Here is a 21025-nt window from a genome sequence, read left to right as displayed (position 1 = left end):
TTGTTTGACTTTTAGACTTCAAAAACTCCTAATCATCTTCGCGGGGCTGAGACTAGGAAATCGAGACTTTGTCTATCGATTTCTGTCCCACCGACTTTTATTTTTCAAGAACCTCTTGTGTTTTAGCGTAGTTGGCTTCAACAGCTTCTTTTTCTCCCTGCCACCAGTCTTGGTTATCTTTGTACCATTGAATGGTGTCTTTGAGACCCTGTTCGAAGTTGGTGAATTCTGGTTTCCAGCCCAACTCATCACGGAGCTTGCTTGCGTCAATCGCATAACGAAGGTCATGTCCTGCACGGTCAGTCACATGATCATAGGCATCGGCAGGTTGTCCCATTTCCTTAAGGATTAGTTCCAAAACTTCCTTGTTGTTCTTTTCACCATCAGCACCAATCAAGTAGGTTTCACCGATTTGCCCTTTTGTCAAGATTGTCCAAACACCTGAAGAATGGTCATTGGTGTGAATCCAGTCACGAACGTTCTTACCTTCACCATACAGTTTGGGCTTTATGCCACTTAGGATGTTGGTAATCTGACGTGGGATAAATTTTTCAATGTGTTGATAAGGACCATAGTTATTTGAACAGTTAGAAATCGTTGCCTTGACTCCAAAAGAACGTACCCAGGCTTTGACAATCAAGTCTGAAGCTGCTTTAGTTGATGAGTAAGGAGAGCTTGGATTGTATTTGGTTTCAGCGGTAAATTTCTCACCTGGACCTTCACCATGACCTGGCAAATCCTCACGTAGAGGGAGATCCCCATAAACTTCATCTGTCGATACATGGTGGAAGCGAATATCATACTTACGAGCAGCTTCTAAAAGAGTATAGGTTCCGATGAAGTTAGTATGGATAAATGGTGATGGATCATTGAGTGAATTATCATTGTGACTCTCAGCAGCATAGTGAACGATAGCATCTGCTTGAGCTGCCAACTTATCTACCAAGTCTGCATCAGCAATGTCACCAACAACTAACTCAACACGATCACCTAAAATTTCCTCAATATTGGCGCGGTTTCCAGCATAGGTCAACTTATCCAAGACTGTCACATGAACATCTGGAAAATTATTGTAAACATAGTGGACAAAGTTGGAACCAATAAAACCAGCCCCACCTGTCACGATAATATTTTTGTATTCAGTCATATTCTTTCCTTTTTACAAATCTTCTTTTTTCAAAGGTTTTACATCCTTTAGTAGTGGATGATTTTTATCTGCTTCTGAAACCTCTGCTTCTGCAAGATTTTCCCATTCGATGCCAAGGCTTGGATCAGCGTAGTTTACAAAGGCATACTTGGGTTTGAGTTCAAGAGCCCAGTAATCATTGACCAGATAACTATAAGAAACTGCATCTGATAGGACTTGGAAGCCATTGGCCACGCCTCGAGGAACAAAAATTCCCTTGCTTGCATCAATTACTGTCTGATAGGTATTCCCAAAGGTTTCACCCTCACGTAAATCAACCCAAGAACCCAGAACTTTCCCACCATCTGCCACAGAGATGTACTTATCCCAAGGTTCTGCGTGGAGACCACGAAGAACATTTTTGCGTGAGAAGGATACATTGTTTTGCAATTTTCCTTCTGCAAAGAAAGACTCTGGAAATCCAAGTGGAAGCATTTTTTCCTTTTGGAAATTTTCTTTAAACCAGCCACGATTATCACCATGAACGGGGATATCAAACTCCAACATACCTGGAATTGCGTCAACCTTGCGTGCTGCAAGCGTCTTACCGAAAAAATTATCTGTCATCTATGCTTCTCCAATCAAACGGAGCAGATACTGTCCGTATTCATTTTTCTTAAGCGGTTGAGCTAAGGCCAACACATCTTCTCGACTGATATAGCCCATACGGTAAGCAATTTCTTCCAAGTTTGCCACCTGAACATTTTGCATCCGTTGGACTGTTTCGATGTACTGTGAAGCCTCTAGCAAACTTTCATGAGTGCCAGTATCCAACCAAGCAAAACCACGTCCCATAACCTCAACCGATAAATTTCCACGATCTAGATAAACCTTGTTTACATCTGTAATTTCCAATTCACCACGCGGGCTTGGCTTAATACTTTTAGCAATTTCTACTACATCATTATCATAGAAATAGAGGCCTGTAACTGCATAATTTGAACGAGGGTGTTCTGGCTTTTCTTCGATAGAAATGGCGTTCATGTCTTTATCAAACTCAACAACACCGAAACGTTCTGGGTCCTTCACATGATAGCCAAAGACAGTCGCTCCTGACTCCTTGCTTGCTGCCTTTTGTAGCATCTTCGAAAGACCAGGACCATGATAGATATTGTCACCTAAGATCAGAGCAACGCTATCATCGCCAATAAACTCTTCCCCAATGATAAAGGCTTGGGCCAAACCGTCTGGACTCGGTTGCTCCGCATAAGACAGTTGAATCCCGAACTCAGAGCCATCTTGAAGAAGCTCTCTGAAACGAGGCAAATCTTGAGGAGTTGAGATAATCAAAATATCCCTAATCCCAGCCAACATCAATGTTGAAAGTGGATAGTAAATCATCGGTTTATCATAAACCGGCATCAGTTGTTTTGATGCAGCTCGAGTCAAAGGATATAAACGTGTCCCCGAACCACCCGCGAGAATAATACCTTTCATATATAGGGTACCTTTCTTTGTTGTTGAACAATAATTAAATTGTTAAAAATGCAAGTTTCAGTAACCAAACTCATCCGTTACTACACTAAGTGCTCGTTCAATAACAACATGCATATCATAGTATTTGTAGTCTGCTAGACGTCCACAGAAGATAACCTTATCACTTTTGTTTGCTTCTTCTTGGTACTTAGCAAATATAGCATTATTTTTGTCGTCGTTAATCGGATAGTATGGTTCATCCCCACGTTTCCAATCTGCTGGGTATTCGCGAGTAATGACTGTCTTCGATTGTGTCCCATACTCGAAGTGCTTATGCTCAATGATACGAGTATAAGGAATTTCACGCTCTGTGTAGTTGACCACGGCATTACCTTGATGGTTTTCCTCATCCAAGACTTCATGTTCAAAACGAAGACTGCGATACTCCAACTCACCATGTTTGTAATCAAAGTACTGGTCAATCATACCTGTAAAGACAACTTTTTCAGCTGAAGCTTCAAATTCTTCACGATTGGCAAAGAAGTCAACACCAAGTTCTACTTCTACATCGCCTAGCATGTTTTCAATGATGACGTTGTAACCACCGATTGGAATTCCTTGGTAACGGTCATTAAAGTAGTTATTATCAAAAGTCAAGCGAACTGGAAGGCGTTTGATGATAAATGGTGGAAGCTCTGTTGCAGAACGGCCCCATTGTTTTTCAGTGTATCCCTTGATCAACTTTTCGTAGATATCTGGACCAATCAACTTGATAGCTTGTTCTTCAAGGTTTTTAGGCTCAACATCTTTCATGTCAGCCGTTTGCTCGGCAATTTTATCTTTGACTTCTTGCGGAGTTTTTGTCCCCCACATAGCGTAGAAAGTATTCATATTAAAGGGAAGATTGTAAAGACTGCCCTTGTAGTTGGCTACTGGTGAGTTGATATAGTTGTTAAACTCAGCAAACTGGTTGACATAGTCCCAAACTTTTTTGTTTGAAGTATGGAAAATGTGGGCACCGTACTTGTGAATGTTGATACCTTCAACATTCTCACAGTAGATATTTCCACCAATGTGATCACGCTTGTCAATCACTTTAACTTTTTTTCCACGTTTTGTAGCTTCGTGTGCAAAGATTGCCCCTGACAAACCTGCACCAACGATAAGATAATCGTACATTTTTTCTCCTTTTTATAATTTAATGATTCGATTAAGATAAGGAACTTTCATTAACATTCTAATAACAATGAAACTTACACACAATGTAAATATAGAAAATAGTAAGTATGCCCCTACAAAACTAAAACCAAATAGTTTTTCCCACATCTTCATAATATAAGTGTGTACTATGAAAACCCCCATAGTTTGATTAGAAAGAGAAACAATCCATTTACTCTTATCTCCATTCAAATCAAGTGTGAATACTGTCAAAAAGATGCCTAAAGTTACAATCTTTACAAATAGAATATCATAAAAATATTCAGCAAAAAGATTATGATAAATTGTTTTCGCTAGAAAAAACATTATTATTGGTGAAATCAATAACAAAAGTAGGCTAATTATTTTCATCCAATTCTTAAACCTTGATTTGAGACTACACACATTAAATTGCGCTACAAAACCACCTAAAATATAATAGAAAAACCAGGTCCATAATCTGAAAGTTTGTACAACATATGTTTGTATCGGCATTTGAAGTAGAATATTTGATAACTCAAAAATCACCCCAATAGCGACCAATAAAGAAATAAGGTATAAATAGTTTCTTTTGGAATTTAGAAATTTTTTCAAAATCGGCAAACATAGATAGATAAGTATTAGTGCACCGAAAAACCAAAACTGAAAGAAATAACCTTTTTGTAGCAAAGAACCTACAATTTTTTTGATTGGATTAGTTGTAAAATCTCGTTTAAAAAGCCATACGATAAATGTCCATGATGACACTGTTATTAGAATCCATTTTACTTTCTGGAGTATGTAGGGATAAGTTATCTCTCTCTTTCCTAACAATAAATAACCATTGACCATAAAAAATAGGGGAATAGAGTAGGTACCTAAATAATATAAATATGCCAAAAAATTCCATGAGCCTGTCTCTTTAAATCCGCCCATTGTTGTATGAAGTAAAACAACTCCAACACAGGCAAGCACTTTTATTAAATCTAGGTTGATATTTCTAATTTTTCTCATTCTAGTTTTTCCTAATAAGTTGTTTTAGTTCTTTCACATTTATCACTTTCAGAGATAAAATTGCAAAAAGATAGATGATTCCACCAAGAACTGCAAATATTATAACATTTAAGGTTGGTGAAAAATGTATAACTGTTTTTGAACCTAACAAAAGGCCATACATGATAGCCGATGCGAGTACAATTTTTGCCATTGATCCGATAATAGGAACTTCTTTTAGATGTCTGCGGGTAAAGTACAATTGAATTGCCCACACAAGTGCTTCTGTCAATACAGAGACAATCGCTGCTCCGATATAACCAAGTTTAGGAAGAAATAGCAAGTTCAAGCCTACACTGATTATTGCAGGAGCCGTTGTTGAAATCATGAATTCTTTATTTTGGTTATGAGGTATCAGTATCTGAATTCCCATTATATTAGTCCAACCGATGAAGAACATACGGAAGATCATAATAGCAATGGCATAACGTGCATCTTGAAAATCTTGACCAAGGAAAAATTGAACAAAATCATCATTTACAATTAACATCCCCGCCATAATTGGGAAAATGACTAAATTATAAATGAGGAAGGACATTTCATGCATCTTATTGACCGCTTTGCTTTCACCTGTCGCTAATAGATGCGAAACACGTGGCAACATAACACTTCCCAGAGATGTTACTAAGGTCAGAAGAATATTTACTAATTTTAAAGCCTGATCATAGATTCCTACATCTTTTGTAGATGCCAATGCTCCAAGCATGGTACGGTCTAGAGTAACATACAAAGAAATAGCTACTTGAGGAAGGAATAATAAAATAATTGGCTTCAAATGATGACTAGCATAATCTATATCAAAATGAGGTCTACCGATAAACTCTCGAGCTGGTAACCACATACTGAGTTGCCCCAATAGTTCAAAAATGGTTAGCAAAAAGACATAGAGATAAAGATCATTTGCCGACTTGACAAAGAGGAAGATGGAGGCGACTCCAACGAGTTTAACCGTGATATTTCGAACTGTAATCTTTCGAAAATCCTCTAAACCTTGAAAAAGCCAAGAAATGTCTAAGCCTTTAGAAACCAAACTCAATCCTAGAATATAGGCAACTGGATTTTGCATAAAGGGAAGTGTCAAACAAAGAACAACATACAATGACAAAGAAAGAAATGTTGCACCTAATTGCAGAGAATAAATTCCCCAAAAGTTTTTTCCAATTTCCTTGCGATTCCCCGAAATGACCTTGGTCCCATAGTTGGCAACCCCTAAAGTCGCTAAGAGGATAAAATAAGTAACAATGGAGTTAAAATAGCCATAAGTCCCTAGATCATCCGATGAAAAAACCCGTGTTACATAGGGAGTCGTAATAATCGGGAGAATAATCACCAACAATTGATAAGAAAGATTGTAGGCGTAGTTTTTTAAGATTTTCATTTCAAAGAGAGACTCCTACTTCGTTTTTATTAAATATATTCTATTTTACAAAATAAAAATAGATCATTAGAAATTTCAAACTACATATTTTAAAGTAGTCTCTAAAAATTCTTTTTTCTAAAGAAAAAAGAATTTTTTGGCTTTTAAATTTTTACATTTTGAGGTGTTTAGAAAAATCATCATGTTCCAAATTCTTGATGCAAAAACAGGTACACTTAAAAATGAAAATCTCTTATAATTTTTGCGATAATCAACGAAAAATCAACTTAAGTATCCTCAATAATATCTAATAATACAACCTCTGCCAAGAATAGAGATTCTTTGATCCCTTATAAGTGAATATAGAAAAAATATATATTGTTTTTAAAGCTGTTGATATACATAATTTTTTTCAATTATAATCCATAGAAATGACTTTTTTTATCTCATCTTCATTATATATAACATATCCTAAAAACAAAATCGCTGGATTATACATTATATCTATTAATTGAGGGTCAAACATAGAATGTAGTGACAAAAATACAATCATCATTGTATAATATGTATTTCTACTGAGATTCTTTGATCCAATAATATAATATCCAACTAATATTAAAAGTAAAATTATTGTTCCAAATCTAAATAAAATATTTAGATATGACGAATCTACATAATTATATGTTAACTCTGAAAACATATTTTGTTCAAAAATCCATCTTATTTTTTGTCCAAAAAACGTTATGTCAAAGTTATTGAAAGCAGCACTTCCAAGTCGTAATCTACCTGTTAATATTAAATTTAGCTGTTCCAAAATTGGTAGTCTATACCTATAACTCCATGACAAAACTCCAGCTATAATTGCTGAAAATAGCATACTGTACTTATTCAAAAAAAGACTATATGTTTTTATCTTAAATACCTTTAAAAACAAACAAACAATAATAGCAGCTGTAGAGTAATAAAATACTGCTCTCGTATCAGTTAAAGAATATAGATATAAATTTATGAGAAATAAAGCTATTAGTTCTACATATTTAATAATATGTTTTCTTAAATATAAATAGAAAATTGTCACATGGAAAAAGTAATTCGAGCTAAATGTTGAATATGTATACCCTAGAGCATATCGTATTTTCCCACCTGTTCTAACTCCTGAATTTATAACTTCCCCTACTATATTTAGTCTATAGCATATTGATAGAAAAATCATTAATGCTATAATCTCTATAAGCCAAATTTTTATAACCTTATTTATATCTATATTATTCATATTTAACATTAGTGCTACTATAGGCATTAAAATGAAAAAACTATCTGAATTATACGATACTGCTACTACTATCATCGAAATAACTATCGAAAAGATAATGAACTTTTTAGTATGTGGTTCTAAAATATATTTTAATAATAAAAAGATACATGCTAGAATTATTAAAATTTTTATCAATTCACTAAATAGAGGGTATTCATTTACAAAGGCCGTTTGCCCCAGATATTTTGAACCAACTATAATAATAAAAGATATGTAAAAAAGTAACTGATATATATTTACTTTTATACTCATGCTGGATGCTCCTATATCCCGTACTTACTTAACCTATTTAATTTAAAACTAACTATTGGATATATTATAAATGAATATCTTCTATTATGTATTTCATTAAAATATAATAAGTAGCTTGTCTTCATACGAGAATCATAGGTGTATTCTAGTTTATATTTTCTAATATAATCTGTAGTTTCCTTTAATAATCGCTCTCTATCATCTGACAAGAACGCCAATAGATATCTCGTGTTCAGTAAACCTTTTAAAAGAGAGTGAACTAGATCTTTAAAATATACATCTCCCAATGTGCTATAGAATTCCAATATGCTTTCTGTAACTTTTCTACTATGTTCAATATTTTTCATTCTATTTTCTATAGTCATACTTTGATCAGGTCTACCTAAGAAATACTGATATACATCTAAATCCCAGTACTCCCAATCGTTAATATATTTCAAAGGAAATACTATATACTGAATATCTACATAAAAGATTTTTTCTGTCAATTTGATATTATTTTCTTTTAGGATACATGTTTTATATGTAACACTATGCATTGGAAAAATTTTGGGAATTTTATTATTTTTATAATAATCTTCAACATTGATTATCTTTTCTGATTCCACTCTATTTTCATAAGTAAATTGCTTGCTAAAATTCGTAACAACCATATCTACATCAGTTTTTTCTAATCTTTTTAAGTATTCTTCAAAATCTGATTTTTTTACCCAATCATCTCCATCTACTATCTTAAAATACTTTCCTTTAGCTTCCTCTATGCCTTTATTTACTGCTGAACCATGTCCACCATTACTCTTGTTTATTACTCTTATATTTAAACAATCTATTTTTTCTATTAATTCTGTTACTACTTGTAGAGTATTATCTGTACTTCCATCATTAATAATCAATACTTCAAACAAACTCTTCAACTTATCCTCTACATTGAGAAAAGACTCTATATTTCTCTCTATATATTTTTCTATATTATATGTTGGAACAACAATACTTAAAATCATTACTCCCCTCCTTATTTTTTAATTATTTATTTGTTGGTTAGATATTTTTTTAGAACAAAAGCATATAATTTAGGACTGATACTGAATAATATATGCTTTATTTTATGGTTTTTTGTGATTTTACTATTAAAAATTACCATGAGTAAATCTTTTCTATATTCTAAAGATTTAGCTTTTACTTCTTTAAACATTGCAGATTCAATCATAGAGTTTACTACTTGAAAACCTCCAGTAAACATTCTTGTTTTCAAAGCAATAGATAATTCTCTATTATCTGGAAAATCTTCTTCCAAATATCTATAATTTTTTTCTATAGCTCTGTAAAAATCTTCTAATTTTGATGTATATTTACTCTTCGTTGTACTTCCAATACGTTGATAATAATTATAATAATATTGATTCGACACAACTACCTTCTTAGCATCCATTAAATGCTTATAAGCTATAGCTAGATCTTCAAAAAGTTGATCTGGGAAAGGCCACTTTTCTAATATTTCCCTTCTATATAATTTTCCACATGGTGTAGCCCCCAAGAGTCTTCCGTAATACATTTCTTCTATCAATCTCTCTTTATTTAAGAAAACTATTTTTTCATCCTTGATTGAACAGACATTGCTATCCTGAGTGTGATCTCTTACAACTCTTAATGGAGTTACTACTAAATCTGAATCATATTGTTCAGCTAATTCTACAAGATATTCTACTGCATTATTATCATAATAATCATCTGCATCTAAAAATAAAATCCAGTCAGAGGTTGAATGTTTTAATCCAATATTCCTAGCTCTTCCTTGTCCGCCATTCTCAACTGAAATTATTTTAATTCTATTATCTTTCTTAGAATATTCTTCACATATAGCAAGAGAATTATCTTCGGAGCCATCATTTACTAGAATAATTTCTAAATTTTTATAGCTTTGTTTTAGAATACCCCCTATACTATATTTTAAATATTTTTCAACATTATATACTGGAACTATTACTGAAACTTTTTCCATTACTCCTCCTGCTAATATTTCTACTAAGATGATTGGGTAGCAATCTATATTGTATATATTCTATGATGTTCTTTTGATTTTACTTCTATCTAAAATTTTATATGTACTCTCTAATCCTTCCTTAGCTTCAAACATACCTACCCATCCTAACTTTTCCAACTTTGTACTATCTAAGCTAGAATTATCCATAGGATTTTTTTGTTTTTCTTCTAATTCATTTGGTAATTCAAATAGCAACTTTACTCCAGCTACTTCAGCTATTATTGATGCCATCTCTCTTATTGAAATAATGGATTTTTTATTTGAAATATTGTATGCATCACCTGACTGGCCTTGCAAAAGAACTGTCAATATTGCACTTGCACAGTCCAAACTATGACAATATGATCGTAGTTGTTCTCCTTTGCTTTTCATTACTAAGTTTTGTCCTCTGATTGCATCATACATAAAAGCAGATGAAATCCTTTTATCTGTTATTTTTAAGCTAGGACCATAAATATGACCTGGACGAACAATTTTTATAGCTACGCCATATTGTTCAGAATAACTTTTACATAATGTCTCTGTTGCTCGTTTTGAACTTGAATAGGAAGCTCTCACATCTAAAATATTTACATATCCATACTCATCTTCTTGATATGGGGTATGATTCTCTTTTTTTCCATACACTTCACTAGATGAAACATAAACTACAGACTTTACTGATTTTTTCAAGGCATAATCTAGTAAATTTTTCATACCTAAAAAATTACTAAGCATTGTATCTACAGGATTACTGATATATAAATCTGGACTTGCATTACTGGCTCCGTGAATTATATAATCAACAGAGAAATTAAAATCAATATCTTTATTAGCATCATAAGGAACATAAACAATATTTTCATTATCTACATAATTTCCAAATCGTTTTTTTAGTCCTTCTTCATTCCTTGCACAAGCATAAATTTTAACTCCGAATTGGTGATTCTTATTCAGTATAATCAATTGATCAATAATAGTCGAACAAATAAGGCCTGTTGATCCCGTGATAAGAATTGATTTATCCTTTAAAGTCTCAACACCAACTATATTTTTTATAGATTTGTCTACATAATCCTTATATAGACTTATGTCAAATAAGTTCACAGTTTAATCCTTAATCCAATTTTCTTTTTTAGATTTGAGAAGGGCTTTAAAAATTTCGAGATCATCTAACGTGGTTATTTTTAAATTTTTTTCAGACCCCATAGAAAAATACGTCTCTTTTCCGAACATCTTCATTAATTCACAGGAAGCTGCAACCTCAGTTATTCCTTTTTCTATAGCTCTGTTATGAAGTTCCAGTATATCATCTAAATTATAAATATGTGGTGTCTGCGTTCTCCTCAATAACTCTCTTTTTAAAGAGCTAATAGAATGATTTTCAGTCTCGTTGTCTAATACAAAAGTAACCTCAACACAAGGAATTGCAGCCACTGCATTTCCATACCTACTATAAGTTGAAAATGCATCATCAATAATTTCGTTGCTTACCATCGGTCGATTACCATCATGAATTAAAACAGTCACTTGCCTATCTATATTATTTTTCTTTATTTCATTAAGACCATTATAGATAGATAACTGACCGGTTTCTCCACCATTTACTATATACTTTAATTTCGTAATATTAAACTGTCTAGCATATGTTTTCAACATTTCTTCCCAGCCTTTTAATACTACTACACATATTTCATCAATGTTTGGATGATTTTGAAATTTTTCTAGCGTATGAATAATGAGAGGCCTATTGTCAACATGTATAAATTGTTTCGGTATATCTTGTTTTATTCGGCTTCCTATTCCTGACGCTGTCAATAGTGCGATTTTCATAACAGCCCTCCTTAGTTAATTCCAATTTTTTCTAACAATCTTTTACTATTATTTCCATCTCTATATTTATTTACTTTTTCATTAAATTCCCTTCGTTCTTCTTTAAATTTATCCACATTATGTGTAATTTCATTTATGAAATTACACATATCATCTAAGGATTTTATTTTATTTCCCTTTAGGTAGTCCATAGGTTTCTCTACTATAAATCCTCTATTTTTATTGTAATCATCAAAGTCTCTTATACAAAAAGCTATTGGTTTATCTAACAAATAATAATCGTAAAAAACTGAAGAATAATCTGTTATTAATGCTTTACTGTCTCTTAATAATTCATATAATTTTATGTTCTTTTTCCTACTATTTTCTTCTGATAGTATCTGAATATTACTATAGCTAGGCATTTTAGCAGGAAGGGTTTGAAGCGGGTGAAGCTTCACTATCATATTTAGATTGTCTTCTTTTAGGAGATTATTCACTTTTTTTAATTCTTCGAACGAATAATCTCCTATCAAAATTTCTTCCGAATTTGTATCACTATATCCTAATTTCTCAGATTGCCTAAATGTTGGCAACCAGACAATGTAATTAGAAGTAACTTTTTTTTCTTCATTAAAAAAAATATCTGTTCTACTTTGACCACAAATTTTAACAACTTCGATATCACAAGAATGAACTTTTGTAGCTAGTTCTTTAAACATCTCGCTTGTAACAATTACGTCTGTGTAGTATTTTTCTTTTTTTACAATTTTTCTCTGGTATTTATCAATATCTTTAAAAAACATACCATGCCACATCTGGACTACACGTTGATTAAAAGGAATAATAGGAATTTTCCCAAAAGAGTAAAATACGAAGCTACTTGTAAAGTATTTTAATATCCCATTAATTCCATTTATAAAATATACATTTTTTAGATTCTTATATTTCAAATTTAAATTATGATAGTCTGTACAAGAACAGTATATCTTATACTTTGTATAATATTCATTGTCTATCAAATGTTCAAATAGAGATAATGAATTATCAGAGAGTTCTTTGGGGGAATATATAAGTATTTGTTTTTCTTTTTTTATATATTTATTAATAACAGAAAATACTTTAAATATTGTTTTTTGAGCAAATAAACGGAATGATTTCTTTAAATTCATCACAAGCTACCTATTCTTTCTTCCAATTTCCTACAAAACTCCTTATTATTACTATTTATTGTTACTTCTGATTTATCGTTTCTTAAATTTGTAAGTAGTTTTTTTATATCATTAATTACAATAATTGGATAATACTGCTTTACTTTATTACAGAATTCTAACTGATGGTCATTCACATGCTCTCCAAATTTTTTTTGTCTTGGAACAACTATCGGAATTTTACCTTTAGCAATAACCCCCATAAAAGTCGCTGGTCCACCATGAGTAATGATAATATTTGATTCATCAATTAATTGATTCATTTTTTCATAAGAAATTATCTTTTCCCATTCACAATATTTCGGAATATAATTGGAATATCCTGTTTGAATAAATACCTCATCTTGTATAAGATTTTCTTTTTTTAAACGATCAACTTCTTTAATCAAGCGATCAAATTGTTGTTCATGTGTACCTACAGTCACAAAAATCATTAGAATATTCCTCCTAGATTAATTGCTTTTGGGTATACTTTTTTCATTTCTTCCCATTGGACAATGAACCTGTCAGTTACTGGATAAACGAGTTTCCCTGTCATTGTCGGAGCATCAATTCTATCAAACACTTCTATATAGACTGTCTTTGAACCAAACAACTTTCCAATATAAAAGAAAGGAACAGCGACAGCAGCACCAGATGAAATAATTACATCTGGTCGCTCTTTTTTTAATATTTTAAAAGCAAGAAAAGTATTTTTTATTAAATTTTTGATATTACGGTTGGTTGGATAATAACAGGGATATAAAACTTCCTCAGAGAGCACACTCCTAGCATCCTCCTTATCAAAAGTAACCCAAAATCTTTCTTTATCTTTCCAAAAAGGTTTTAACAAATACAAATGAGCTAAATGACCTCCACTAGATCCAACTAGACATACTTTCATCCCTTACTTCGCTCCATCTCTCATCAATACAACTTTTACAGTTTTTAGCAATATTTCAAAATCTTTCCAGATGGTCCAATCATCGATATAAGCCACATCCAGTTTCACGACTTCATCGAAGTTTGTAATTTCACTTCGACCACTAATTTGCCACAAACCTGTAATACCAGGTTTAAAGCTTAGACGACGTTTTTGTTCAGGTGTGTATTTTTCGTACTCATCTACAGTTGGTGGGCGTGTGCCGACTAGACTCATGTCGCCAATCAAAACATTCCAAAATTGTGGCAACTCATCCAAGCTAGTTTTTCGGATAAACTGCCCAATCTTTGTCACTCGAGGATCGTTATCGACCTTAAACATACCACCTTGCATCGTATTTTGATCCATCAACTGTTCCTTGATCGCTTCAGCATCGATTCTCATCGAACGGAATTTATAAAAGGTAAAGTAACGACCATTTTTTCCGACACGAGTTTGTGAAAAGATTGCAGGCCCGCCATCTTTCCGAATCATGGGAACTAGAAATAGACTCGCAATTCCACAAAGAATCAGTCCAACAATAGCACCACAAATGTCGAGAATACGTTTGGCAATGACATGACTCTGCTTGTAAAAATTTGTAGAAAATGTTACTACATTCAAACCCGCCATCTCATGAATTTGTTTATCACGACCTAAGTTTTTATCAAAAGCATTGAGATTGACTGTTACAGCGATTCCCATCGTTTCAAACTGAGAAATAAGAGCTCCGATGTCATAGTCCTCACTTGGAAGATTGACAAAAACTTCATCCACTACTTCATGCGTCGTATAGGTGAGTAGTTGCTCTCTTGGTACAACAAGTACCTTGTCATGGGTAAATTCTGGCTTATCTAAGACACATACAGCAACTAGTTCCCCTTGAACATCGTTAGCAGTTAACAATCTATCCAATACCTTTTCAGTACGTGATGTTGCTGTGATCAACAAAATCTTGCGGCTACCCTTCAAATTGTGGTTAAAGGGTTTCCAATAACGCTTCACAAAGAAACTGAGTAGATAATTCAAAACACCATACAAGGAAAGCAGATAGAGCATTCCTCGTCTAGAAATCACAAATTTCTCTTTTAGAAAGAAACTTGAAAAACTAATCAACAAGGCATAAAAGAGGATATATTTGACCGTTTCTACTAACTCAACATACTGACCTCGTTTGAAAAAATCCTTACCATAGCCACTAATGTAGAAGGCTGCAAAGTGAAGGAAAAAAAGGACAAATACTGTATCTAAAACAATATCAGTTTCTGAAATTGCAATCAGTATATAAGCTAAAAAACTAACAAGTATACTCTGTAAGAATGCCAGAGTTACATTGTAGAAACCCCTTCCTTCCATATTGGTCTCCCTAACTTCATTTTATTTTTTTCCATAGGATCCGTAAGACCCATAAGAACCGTATCTTTCACGTTGAATGTCAAATTTATTCAAAATTACACCCAAAAATGGTGTTCCAGTATGCTCTAACTGACTTTTAGCTTTTTGAACTTCTCTTCGTTTTGCCACACCAGCTTCTGCAACTAAAATAGATGCATCACATTTTTGGACGATAATGGCTGCATCGATTACAACTCCAATCGGTGCCGTATCGACGATAATATAGTCAAAATACTTGTGCAAGGTTTCAATCATACTTCCAAACTTATCACTCTGAAGAAGAGCTGTTGGATTTGGAGAAATTGCTCCTGATTGGATCATAAATAAATTCTCAACATTTGTCTCACAAAGGCCGTTCGACAAGTCTTGGGTTCCAGCCAGATAATCTGTCAAACCAGTAATTTTTTCTCTTGACTTGAATACTCCAGACATAACTGAGTTTCGGATGTCAGCGTCGATCAAAAGCGTCTTGTATCCTGCACGCGCAAAAGCCCAAGCAACATTAGTAGCTGTTGTCGATTTTCCTTCACTAGGATCAACTGATGTGACTGCAATAACCTTTAAGTTATTTCCACTCAATTGTATATTTGTACGTAAAGCATTGTAGTATTCTTCTGCTTTTTTTACAGAGTTCAGTTTTTGTTGTGATAATTCTAACTTTGCCATAAGTTCTCCCTTACTTTAATTTATCCATATCTGGAATGACTCCAAGGAGTGAAATTTTCATAACATCTTCGATATCTTCTGGACGTTTCACACGATCATCTAATAGTTCAACTAATAGAACCACGACAATCACCAGACCTGCACCAGCACCGATTCCCATTAAGGTATTGCGTCGGATATTTGGTGATGATGGTCCAGTAGCTGGACGGGCTTCTTCAAGAGTCGTTACATCCGAAACTCGAGTGACTGCGATGATTTTCTGTGCTGCAACTTCTCGCAGTGCATTTGCAATACGACTTGCTTCATCTGGTTTATGATCGCTAACCGAAATAGATACGATACGTGTATCTGCAGGAACTGTTACCTGAACCTTTTTCGCCAATGTTTTTGCATTGATAGTCAAGCCAAGATCAGAAACTACTTTTTCAAGAACATCTTGAGAAAGAATGATCTCACGGTAGTCCTTAACCAAGTATGTTCCTGCTTGTAGATCCTGATTTGTCAATCCTGGTTTATCACTTTGGTTTCGGTTTACCACATAGATTCGCGTTGTACTTCTATACTCAGGTTTGACTACAAAACTACTATATGCAAAGGAAACAGCTCCTGCTACGATAGCTACAAGGAGAATTAGTACCTTCTTTGCCCATAGCGCCTTTAACAACTGAATAACGTTAATTTCAATAGTATCTTGTTCTTTCATTTTAACTCCTATATTATTTGATCTTTAATGACTTTTTCAGGATTTTCCACAAAGAGTTCCCTAGCCTTATCTTGGCCATATTTTTTGCTCACTATCTCATAAGCCTCTCGCATATAAGGTGGACGCCCCTCTAGATTATGCATATCACTAGCAACTATATGGACTAAGTCCCTCTCTAAGAAATAGCGGGCACGCTTTTTCATGAATTTATAGGTATCGCCAAACAGTTTTGGTTTGAGGATACTCGAACTGTTGACCTGTGTATAACATCCCATGTTGATGAGGTCGTGCACCCTTTTTTCATTATTTTCCAAAGCATCATAACGTTCTATATGGGCAATAACAGGGGTTATTCCCAACATCAAAATATTGGTCAATGCGCTATGGATTTCACGATAAGGGGTATTCATGCTAAATTCTATCAAGGCATAGCGAGTGCCATTTAGTTGTGGAATCTGTTGGTTCTCTAATTTGTTTAAAGCATCACTGCTGTAATAGATCTCTGCTCCATACAAGATGGTTAAGTCGGGAGCAATTTCTTTAGCCAATTCCTTGACAACTTTAAAATTTCTTGTAATATCCTCCTCTGGTGTTTCAAACATTCCCTTCCGACGATGAGAAGTCGAAACGATGGTGCGAACTCCTTGAGCATAAGCTTCCTTCAGAAGCGCTATACTCTCTGCCTTATCCTTTGGACCATCATCTACATCAAAAACTATGTGCGAATGGATATCAATCATCTTATTTTCCTTCCATGATATCTTTGATTTCTGTTTTGAGTGTCTCTAAGCTATTTGGATCCACCTCTAGCATATAAAGACTGCTGTCAGGCATGGCATAGGAAGGAAGATCCATACGACCAGTTCCCTTTAGATCTCGAGTGATGACAGTATATTTCCCTCCACTTGCTAGTTGGGCATTTACTAAGCTAACCATGGTTTCAGGAGGCATATTGGTTTGTACAGAATCTTGCAACCCTTGCATAATACCGTCAAAGTTCTTCAAGGCTTCTGCTGAAGTTAGTTTTTGAATAATGGCAGCAATGACTTTTTGTTGGTTACGTCCACGATCACCGTCTCCATTGGTTAAGGAATAACGTTCACGAACAAAACCTAGAGCCTGCTCAGAGTTTAGGTGCACATTCCCAACAGGGAAGTGATAGTTCCCATGAAGTGAGGTGAAGTCTTGATCATTATAAACATCGACACCACCTAAGAGATCGATTAATTTCAAGAAGGAAGTGAAGTTGAGTCGTGCATAGTAATTTAGATCAATTCCATAGAGATTTTCTAATGTATGAATGGAAGCATCTACACCGTAAATACCTGCATGGGTCAATTTATCATTTTGGTTGTTACCGCCATCAGCTATAGGCACATAAGCATCACGAGGCGTTGTTGTCAGAAGAATTTTCTTGGTTTCTTGATTAACCGTCATGATGATATTGACATCCGAACGAGAAACGGAGCTAATCGGTCCGTATGTATCAATCCCACTAATATAGATATTAAAAGCCTTGTTTTGAGAAACTTTAGGCGCCTCAACAGTCTTGGTTAGTTCTTTGGTATAAATCTTCTTGATCTTTTTGGCATGATCTGGGTACTCTTGCTCGATCAGATTTTCAAAGACACTGTTCAAAACGATTGCCTTGGTCTCTCCAGCAAGCAAACTCTTATAAGCAGCAAGATAGGAAGCACTCTCTTCAACCGTTAAGTCTTTACTCTGACTTGTCTTAATATCATCGAGCAGTTTTTTAATATTTTCTGCATCTGTTTTGGTCGGAGCCGTCACACTGGATAATTCCGAGACATTTCCAATCTCGCTATCCGCCAAAACTGCAACACTGATGGAGTAACTAGAATAGTTAGATGTTGCATTTAATTGATTTGCTAGGCTAACGAATTGATGAACTCCAATCAAAGAAACTGCGTTCACAATGACCAGAACCACGAGTAAAATCATGGTGAATACCTTGGCTTTTCTCTTTAAAATCAAAAATACAGCTATTAGCGCAAGCAGGATCATAACGATCGCTATAAGGACATTGGCATAGCTAATTGCTAAAATATGATATCTGAATATTAAAAACAGCAAAAAACAAGCAAGCACGATATATACAAACAACAAAATAATATTGATGCTTTGTTGAATCTTGCTCGTTTTTCTTTCTTTTGAATGTCTACTCAACTTACACCTCTACAAAGTATTTTTTATTTTTATTATATCATAAAGTAGTACTGGATACCATTAAGACATATTAAGTAACCGTTTTTATTCACCTTAAAAACATGAATAGTAAATTTCAATGATAAAACAGCTAAAACTTTACTTAAAAGAGATTTCTCAGTTAAAAAGGCCGAGATAAAAATCCCGACCTTTATGTTTATTGATCATGAAACTTTATCACGACAGCAGATGATTTTTGTTCATTTTTTAAACTATGAGATGAAGTTTGGGTTTACCGATTTCTGTTCTACTACCACTCTTTATACTTATTTCACGTGACTTTCAAAGTCTTTTTGACTCTTTTCGACAGAATTTTTACGTTCTTGTTCCCATTTAGTTTTCGCTTCGTCAAATTGAGCAGTTGTTACTACTTCGTTTTGCAATCTCATGTACTTGTAGTTGTTTCCAGTACCTTTGATTCCGACAAGTGAGTAAGCTCGTGTAAATGGTGTCACACGCGTCACTGAAGCCCCACCACCGTTTGAATTTACAGGGAGCAATAGCGAACTATCAATCAACCAGGCTTGTGCATCTGCATAGTTTTCATAACGTTTTGCCACGTTTGTATTTTCTGCATCTGCCATTTTCAATTTTTGAGTATATTGGTCCAATCCAATACTTGTAATCTTATCAGCATCCTTGCTTGGATCAAGTCCTAAAATCTTGAGATAGAATCCATCCTCAGCGTTGAAAGGATTGAGATAAGTTGATGGATCTTGGTAGTCCGCAGACCAACCATCCAAGTTCAAATCATAGTCATGATCAGCTGTAGTTGGTGCTTGGAATGTCGCATTGGCATAGTCTTCTGTTGAAATTTGAACTACATCAATCACTACATTTTCTGCCCCAAGAGTTGATTCGACAGATTGTTTAAGCGAATTAATCTTTGGAAGCAAGGTTTTGTTAACTTGGTCTACAGGCAAGTCCAAATGAATTGGGAAGCTCACACCTTGAGCTTCTAACTCTTTCTTAGCCTCAGCAAATTGAGCTTGTGCTTTTTCTTTGTTGAAGTATCCATCTTGAGCATCTTCAAGATTCATATTTGACCACTGGGTACCGTAGTTTACTAACTTAGATGAAACTGTCTCACCAAAGGTCTTATCTCCAACTTGTACGAAAGTTGGTGGGACAAGCGTGTTACGAAGAGTGTTTTTCGCAGCTTCTTCTCCATTAGACTGAGCCGAGTAGGCAGTACGGTCAATTGCAAAGTTGATGGCTTGACGGAAGTTTTTATTTAAAATAGCAGCTTGGGTCGCTTGTTTTTGATCATCGCTAGTCTTAGCTGTATGATTGTATGCTTGGCGGTTAACGTTAAAATTATAGTACCAAGATGTTGCATCTTGCAAGCTATAAACGATATTGTCCTTGTATTTTTCCTTTGTCTTAGCGAAGTTTGAGCTATTCGGGTAGACACCAGCAGACGAGTAGGCTCCGCTTTCGAAATTACGGATTGTCATATCTTGGTCAGAACCATCAACATAAGCTAATTTAACTCTTTCAATCGTTACTTTATCTTGATCGTAGTAATGAGGATTCTTCTTGTACTCAAGTGATGATTTTGATGTAAATTCTTTTAACAAATAAGGACCGCTATAAAGAATACTATCTGCTTTCAACTCTCCAAATTCTTTACCTTTAGAAGTCAAGAATTCTTCATTCACTGGGAACAAGATACTATTGGTAGTCTTAGAGTTCCAGAATGGTTCTGGTCGTGTCAAGGTATATTGGACAGTATAGTCATCCAAGGCTTTGACTCCAACATTTGAAAAGTCAGTATTTGCACCTGTCACATAATCATCTAATCCCTTGATTGAGTTTTGAATCAAATCAAGCGCTTGACTCTTGTTATCAGCTGCATACTTGATACCTGTGACGAAATCTTGTGCTTTAATGGAGGCGTATTCTTCCCCGTCAGCAGTGAACCATTTTGCATCTTGACGAAGTTTATAAGTGTAAGTCAAACCATCCTTTGAAACACTCCAATCTTCTGCAAGAGCAGGAATGAGATTTCCATAGTTATCATTTTCAAGCAAACCATCAACCAAGTTGGTTATAATAGCAGTGTTATCACCAGCGTAGTCCAAAAGGTAGTTGAAGGTTGTTGGATCGGCACCAAATGTTGACGAGTAGGTTTTAGCGTCTGATGCTGACTTCCCACACGCTGTCAACAAGACCGCAGCAGCAAGTGTCAACCCCGCTCCAATCAAACGTTTTTTAAGTTTCATGTTTCATTTCTCCTTATATGTTAGGTTTTGTAACATACAACTATATTATCAAATTTTGACCTAAAAGTAAAGTTATATCCTTATTTGTCCGCTCATCAATAAAAGGAGAAA

Annotated in this window: 20 protein-coding genes; all 20 read right to left on the bottom strand. The window is 34.4% G+C overall.

All coding sequences use genetic code 11. The features are described from left to right. Positions 1 to 97: 97 nt before the first annotated feature. The gene (gene rfbB, locus ACESOD_RS04390; protein WP_373094234.1) at positions 98 to 1147 is read right to left on the bottom strand and encodes a dTDP-glucose 4,6-dehydratase; all 1050 of its coding nucleotides are present in this window, start codon (positions 1145 to 1147) and stop codon (positions 98 to 100) included. A 12-nt stretch (positions 1148 to 1159) separates the two neighbouring features. Next, positions 1160 to 1753, bottom strand: coding sequence for a dTDP-4-dehydrorhamnose 3,5-epimerase family protein (locus tag ACESOD_RS04385; RefSeq protein WP_373094232.1), 594 nt, complete (start codon positions 1751 to 1753; stop codon positions 1160 to 1162). After that, positions 1754 to 2623, bottom strand: coding sequence for a glucose-1-phosphate thymidylyltransferase RfbA (gene rfbA / locus ACESOD_RS04380; protein ID WP_373094230.1), 870 nt, complete (start codon positions 2621 to 2623; stop codon positions 1754 to 1756). It abuts the gene before it with no gap. A 57-nt stretch (positions 2624 to 2680) separates the two neighbouring features. After that, positions 2681 to 3781, bottom strand: coding sequence for a UDP-galactopyranose mutase (gene glf, locus ACESOD_RS04375; RefSeq protein ID WP_373094228.1), 1101 nt, complete (start codon positions 3779 to 3781; stop codon positions 2681 to 2683). 12 nt (positions 3782 to 3793) lie between these two features. Continuing rightward, complete coding sequence (locus ACESOD_RS04370) at positions 3794 to 4792, bottom strand: acyltransferase (RefSeq protein WP_049528893.1); 999 nt, start codon at positions 4790 to 4792, stop codon at positions 3794 to 3796. 1 nt (position 4793) lies between these two features. Beyond that, the gene (locus tag ACESOD_RS04365) at positions 4794 to 6209 is read right to left on the bottom strand and encodes a flippase (protein WP_049528890.1); all 1416 of its coding nucleotides are present in this window, start codon (positions 6207 to 6209) and stop codon (positions 4794 to 4796) included. 391 nt (positions 6210 to 6600) lie between these two features. Further along, on the bottom strand, positions 6601 to 7755 hold the full coding sequence (locus ACESOD_RS04360; protein WP_315640756.1) for a hypothetical protein: 1155 nt from the start codon (positions 7753 to 7755) through the stop codon (positions 6601 to 6603). A gap of 11 nt (positions 7756 to 7766) precedes the next feature. Continuing rightward, a complete protein-coding gene (locus ACESOD_RS04355) occupies positions 7767 to 8756 on the bottom strand; it encodes a glycosyltransferase family 2 protein (RefSeq protein WP_373094226.1) in 990 nt (329 codons plus the stop codon). 26 nt (positions 8757 to 8782) lie between these two features. Continuing rightward, the gene (locus ACESOD_RS04350) at positions 8783 to 9754 is read right to left on the bottom strand and encodes a glycosyltransferase family 2 protein (protein WP_315640754.1); all 972 of its coding nucleotides are present in this window, start codon (positions 9752 to 9754) and stop codon (positions 8783 to 8785) included. Positions 9755 to 9814: 60 nt separating this feature from the next. Next, positions 9815 to 10882, bottom strand: a complete 1068-nt coding sequence (locus tag ACESOD_RS04345; RefSeq protein ID WP_053092315.1) for an NAD-dependent epimerase/dehydratase family protein — start codon at positions 10880 to 10882, stop codon at positions 9815 to 9817. 3 nt (positions 10883 to 10885) lie between these two features. After that, positions 10886 to 11608 carry an IspD/TarI family cytidylyltransferase gene (locus ACESOD_RS04340; protein ID WP_049510368.1) on the bottom strand — a complete coding sequence of 241 codons (723 nt, stop codon included), beginning with the start codon at positions 11606 to 11608 and terminating at the stop codon, positions 10886 to 10888. 11 nt (positions 11609 to 11619) lie between these two features. Further along, the gene (locus ACESOD_RS04335) at positions 11620 to 12759 is read right to left on the bottom strand and encodes a CDP-glycerol glycerophosphotransferase family protein (RefSeq protein ID WP_049510366.1); all 1140 of its coding nucleotides are present in this window, start codon (positions 12757 to 12759) and stop codon (positions 11620 to 11622) included. Beyond that, positions 12759 to 13232, bottom strand: a complete 474-nt coding sequence (locus tag ACESOD_RS04330) for a glycosyltransferase (protein WP_049510365.1) — start codon at positions 13230 to 13232, stop codon at positions 12759 to 12761. Before ACESOD_RS04330 ends, ACESOD_RS04335 begins: the two co-directional genes overlap by 1 nt. Next, a complete protein-coding gene (gene pssD / locus ACESOD_RS04325; protein WP_049510362.1) occupies positions 13232 to 13681 on the bottom strand; it encodes a PssD/Cps14F family polysaccharide biosynthesis glycosyltransferase in 450 nt (149 codons plus the stop codon). Before pssD ends, ACESOD_RS04330 begins: the two co-directional genes overlap by 1 nt. Positions 13682 to 13684: 3 nt before the next feature. After that, positions 13685 to 15055, bottom strand: a complete 1371-nt coding sequence (locus tag ACESOD_RS04320) for a sugar transferase (protein WP_373094222.1) — start codon at positions 15053 to 15055, stop codon at positions 13685 to 13687. A 21-nt stretch (positions 15056 to 15076) separates the two neighbouring features. Continuing rightward, positions 15077 to 15760 carry a tyrosine-protein kinase gene (locus ACESOD_RS04315; protein ID WP_373094221.1) on the bottom strand — a complete coding sequence of 228 codons (684 nt, stop codon included), beginning with the start codon at positions 15758 to 15760 and terminating at the stop codon, positions 15077 to 15079. Positions 15761 to 15770: 10 nt separating this feature from the next. After that, positions 15771 to 16463 (bottom strand): CspC family polysaccharide chain length determinant protein, encoded by a 693-nt coding sequence (locus ACESOD_RS04310; protein WP_373094219.1) that lies wholly within the window; start codon positions 16461 to 16463, stop codon positions 15771 to 15773. 8 nt (positions 16464 to 16471) lie between these two features. After that, on the bottom strand, positions 16472 to 17203 hold the full coding sequence (cps4B, locus tag ACESOD_RS04305; RefSeq protein ID WP_373094218.1) for a capsular polysaccharide biosynthesis protein Cps4B: 732 nt from the start codon (positions 17201 to 17203) through the stop codon (positions 16472 to 16474). A gap of 1 nt (position 17204) precedes the next feature. Then, the gene (cpsA, locus tag ACESOD_RS04300) at positions 17205 to 18650 is read right to left on the bottom strand and encodes an LCP family glycopolymer transferase CpsA (protein WP_373094216.1); all 1446 of its coding nucleotides are present in this window, start codon (positions 18648 to 18650) and stop codon (positions 17205 to 17207) included. A 305-nt stretch (positions 18651 to 18955) separates the two neighbouring features. Then, positions 18956 to 20914 (bottom strand): peptide ABC transporter substrate-binding protein, encoded by a 1959-nt coding sequence (locus tag ACESOD_RS04295; protein WP_373094214.1) that lies wholly within the window; start codon positions 20912 to 20914, stop codon positions 18956 to 18958. Positions 20915 to 21025: the final 111 nt, after the last annotated feature.

The organism is Streptococcus oralis, from assembly GCF_964238205.1.
In the GTDB taxonomy this organism is placed as follows: domain Bacteria; phylum Bacillota; class Bacilli; order Lactobacillales; family Streptococcaceae; genus Streptococcus; species Streptococcus oralis_CZ.
Note: the sequence above shows the minus strand (reverse complement) of the source record. Positions and strands in the feature narration are given on the sequence as shown.

What these genes read in the sequence shown, in the direction of transcription:
- rfbB (WP_373094234.1), bottom strand. Translation starts at nt 1,147, where the DNA reads ATGACTGAATACAAAAATATTATCGTGACAGGTGGGGCTGGTTTTATT.
- ACESOD_RS04385 (WP_373094232.1), bottom strand. Translation starts at nt 1,753, where the DNA reads ATGACAGATAATTTTTTCGGTAAGACGCTTGCAGCACGCAAGGTTGAC.
- rfbA (WP_373094230.1), bottom strand. Translation starts at nt 2,623, where the DNA reads ATGAAAGGTATTATTCTCGCGGGTGGTTCGGGGACACGTTTATATCCT.
- glf (WP_373094228.1), bottom strand. Translation starts at nt 3,781, where the DNA reads ATGTACGATTATCTTATCGTTGGTGCAGGTTTGTCAGGGGCAATCTTT.
- ACESOD_RS04370 (WP_049528893.1), bottom strand. Translation starts at nt 4,792, where the DNA reads ATGAGAAAAATTAGAAATATCAACCTAGATTTAATAAAAGTGCTTGCC.
- ACESOD_RS04365 (WP_049528890.1), bottom strand. Translation starts at nt 6,209, where the DNA reads ATGAAAATCTTAAAAAACTACGCCTACAATCTTTCTTATCAATTGTTG.
- ACESOD_RS04360 (WP_315640756.1), bottom strand. Translation starts at nt 7,755, where the DNA reads ATGAGTATAAAAGTAAATATATATCAGTTACTTTTTTACATATCTTTT.
- ACESOD_RS04355 (WP_373094226.1), bottom strand. Translation starts at nt 8,756, where the DNA reads ATGATTTTAAGTATTGTTGTTCCAACATATAATATAGAAAAATATATA.
- ACESOD_RS04350 (WP_315640754.1), bottom strand. Translation starts at nt 9,754, where the DNA reads ATGGAAAAAGTTTCAGTAATAGTTCCAGTATATAATGTTGAAAAATAT.
- ACESOD_RS04340 (WP_049510368.1), bottom strand. Translation starts at nt 11,608, where the DNA reads ATGAAAATCGCACTATTGACAGCGTCAGGAATAGGAAGCCGAATAAAA.
- ACESOD_RS04335 (WP_049510366.1), bottom strand. Translation starts at nt 12,759, where the DNA reads ATGAATTTAAAGAAATCATTCCGTTTATTTGCTCAAAAAACAATATTT.
- ACESOD_RS04330 (WP_049510365.1), bottom strand. Translation starts at nt 13,232, where the DNA reads ATGATTTTTGTGACTGTAGGTACACATGAACAACAATTTGATCGCTTG.
- pssD (WP_049510362.1), bottom strand. Translation starts at nt 13,681, where the DNA reads ATGAAAGTATGTCTAGTTGGATCTAGTGGAGGTCATTTAGCTCATTTG.
- ACESOD_RS04320 (WP_373094222.1), bottom strand. Translation starts at nt 15,055, where the DNA reads ATGGAAGGAAGGGGTTTCTACAATGTAACTCTGGCATTCTTACAGAGT.
- ACESOD_RS04315 (WP_373094221.1), bottom strand. Translation starts at nt 15,760, where the DNA reads ATGGCAAAGTTAGAATTATCACAACAAAAACTGAACTCTGTAAAAAAA.
- ACESOD_RS04310 (WP_373094219.1), bottom strand. Translation starts at nt 16,463, where the DNA reads ATGAAAGAACAAGATACTATTGAAATTAACGTTATTCAGTTGTTAAAG.
- cps4B (WP_373094218.1), bottom strand. Translation starts at nt 17,203, where the DNA reads ATGATTGATATCCATTCGCACATAGTTTTTGATGTAGATGATGGTCCA.
- ACESOD_RS04295 (WP_373094214.1), bottom strand. Translation starts at nt 20,914, where the DNA reads ATGAAACTTAAAAAACGTTTGATTGGAGCGGGGTTGACACTTGCTGCT.